Origin of the sequence: Lederbergia citri (assembly GCF_018343625.1) — a bacterium.
GTDB classification, from domain to species: Bacteria; Bacillota; Bacilli; order Bacillales; family Bacillaceae_C; genus Lederbergia; species Lederbergia citri.
This window is the reverse complement of the sequence record NZ_JAGYPG010000001.1, coordinates 1-3,091: the sequence shown is the minus strand read 5'-3', so window position 1 is coordinate 3,091 and position 3,091 is coordinate 1. Positions and strand designations below refer to the sequence as shown.

Here is a 3,091-nt window from a genome sequence, read left to right as displayed (position 1 = left end):
TTTGATTAAGTCCTCGATCGATTAGTATCCGTCAGCTCCATGTGTCGCCACACTTCCACACCGGACCTATCAACCTGATCATCTTTCAGGGATCTTACTCGCTTGCGCGATGGGAAATCTCATCTTGAGGGGGGCTTCATGCTTAGATGCTTTCAGCACTTATCCCGTCCGCACATAGCTACCCAGCGATGCCTTTGGCAAGACAACTGGTACACCAGCGGTGCGTCCATCCCGGTCCTCTCGTACTAAGGACAGCTCCTCTCAAATTTCCTGCGCCCGCGACGGATAGGGACCGAACTGTCTCACGACGTTCTGAACCCAGCTCGCGTACCGCTTTAATGGGCGAACAGCCCAACCCTTGGGACCGACTACAGCCCCAGGATGCGATGAGCCGACATCGAGGTGCCAAACCTCCCCGTCGATGTGAACTCTTGGGGGAGATAAGCCTGTTATCCCCGGGGTAGCTTTTATCCGTTGAGCGATGGCCCTTCCATGCGGAACCACCGGATCACTAAGCCCGACTTTCGTCCCTGCTCGACTTGTAGGTCTCGCAGTCAAGCTCCCTTGTGCCTTTACACTCTGCGAATGATTTCCAACCATTCTGAGGGAACCTTTGGGCGCCTCCGTTACTCTTTAGGAGGCGACCGCCCCAGTCAAACTGCCTGCCAGACACTGTCTCCCACCCGGATCACGGGTGCGGGTTAGAAGGTCAGTACAGCAAGGGTAGTATCCCACCGATGCCTCCATGGAAGCTGGCGCTCCCATTTCCTAGGCTCCTACCTATCCTGTACAAGCTGCACCAACATTCAATATCAGGCTGCAGTAAAGCTCCACGGGGTCTTTCCGTCCTGTCGCGGGTAACCTGCATCTTCACAGGTACTATAATTTCACCGAGTCTCTCGTTGAGACAGTGCCCAGATCGTTGCGCCTTTCGTGCGGGTCGGAACTTACCCGACAAGGAATTTCGCTACCTTAGGACCGTTATAGTTACGGCCGCCGTTTACTGGGGCTTCAATTCGCACCTTCGGTTTGCACCTAAGCGCTCCTCTTAACCTTCCAGCACCGGGCAGGCGTCAGCCCCTATACTTCGCCTTGCGGCTTCGCAGAGACCTGTGTTTTTGCTAAACAGTCGCCTGGGCCTATTCACTGCGGCTCTCTCGGGCTTACACCCTATCAGAGCACCCCTTCTCCCGAAGTTACGGGGTCATTTTGCCGAGTTCCTTAACGAGAGTTCTCTCGATCACCTTAGGATTCTCTCCTCGCCTACCTGTGTCGGTTTGCGGTACGGGCACCTTTTACCTCGCTAGAGGCTTTTCTTGGCAGTGTGGAATCAGGAACTTCGGTACTATATTTCCCTCGCCATCACAGCTCCGCCTTAGGATGAAGGATTTGCCTCCACCCCGGCCTAACTGCTTGGACGCGCATATCCAACAGCGCGCTTACCCTATCCTCCTGCGTCCCCCCATTGCTCAAACGGTAAAAAGGTGGTACAGGAATATCAACCTGTTGTCCATCGCCTACGCTTTTCAGCCTCGGCTTAGGCCCCGACTAACCCTGAGCGGACGAGCCTTCCTCAGGAAACCTTAGGCATTCGGTGGAAGGGATTCTCACCCTTCTTTCGCTACTCATACCGGCATTCTCACTTCTAAGCGCTCCACAAGTCCTTCCGGTCTTGCTTCACCGCCCTTAGAACGCTCTCCTACCACTGACACCAACGGTGTCAATCCGCAGCTTCGGTGATCCGTTTAGCCCCGGTACATTTTCGGCGCAGAATCACTCGACCAGTGAGCTATTACGCACTCTTTAAATGGTGGCTGCTTCTAAGCCAACATCCTGGTTGTCTAAGCAACTCCACATCCTTTTCCACTTAACGGATACTTGGGGACCTTAGCTGGCGGTCTGGGCTGTTTCCCTCTCGACTACGGATCTTATCACTCGCAGTCTGACTCCCAAGGACAAGTCATTGGCATTCGGAGTTTGTCTGAATTCGGTAACCCGATGAGGGCCCCTAGTCCAAACAGTGCTCTACCTCCAAGACTCTTCTCCTTGAGGCTAGCCCTAAAGCTATTTCGGAGAGAACCAGCTATCTCCAGGTTCGATTGGAATTTCACCGCTACCCACACCTCATCCCCGCACTTTTCAACGTACGTGGGTTCGGGCCTCCAGTAAGTGTTACCTTACCTTCACCCTGGACATGGGTAGATCACCTGGTTTCGGGTCTACGACCTCATACTCAAAACGCCCTATTCAGACTCGCTTTCGCTGCGGCTCCGTCTCTTCGACTTAACCTTGCATGAAATCGTAACTCGCCGGTTCATTCTACAAAAGGCACGCCATCACACATGAATGTGCTTTGACTATTTGTAGGCACACGGTTTCAGGATCTCTTTCACTCCCCTTCCGGGGTGCTTTTCACCTTTCCCTCACGGTACTGGTTCACTATCGGTCACTAGGGAGTATTTAGCCTTGGGAGATGGTCCTCCCAGCTTCCGACGGGATTTCACGTGTCCCGCCGTACTCAGGATCCACTCAGGAGGGAACGAAGTTTCAACTACAGGGCTGTTACCTTCTATGGCGGACCTTTCCAGATCGCTTCGCCTACCCCGTTCCTTTGTAACTCCATGTTGAGTGTCCTACAACCCCAAGAGGCAAGCCTCTTGGTTTGGGCTCTTTCCGTTTCGCTCGCCGCTACTTGGGAAATCGATTTTTCTTTCTCTTCCTCCGGGTACTTAGATGTTTCAGTTCCCCGGGTCTGCCTTCCATTTCCTATGAATTCAGAAATGGATCCTACCCCATTACGGGCAGGGGGTTTCCCCATTCGGAAATCTCCGGATCAAAGCTTGCTTACAGCTCCCCGAAGCATATCGGTGTTAGTCCCGTCCTTCATCGGCTCCTAGTGCCAAGGCATCCACCGTGCGCCCTTTCTAACTTAATCATAAAAAGGTTTCTTATGGATAATTCCATAAGGTGATGTTTTCTTGGTTTGTTACTTCTCTATTATCTGGTTTTCAAGGAACAAAAAATGTTTTGAGAGTTCAACCTCTCAAAACTGAACGAAACGAAACGTCTTCTGATCAGCGCTCGGCTGATC

The 3,091-nt window shown here is 52.6% G+C and carries 1 rRNA gene; it reads right to left on the bottom strand.

What is annotated here, in order from left to right:
- Position 1: 1 nt before the first annotated feature.
- Positions 2 to 2,935, bottom strand: a 23S ribosomal RNA gene (locus KHA97_RS00005).
- Between the last annotated feature and the right edge of the window lie 156 nt (positions 2,936 to 3,091).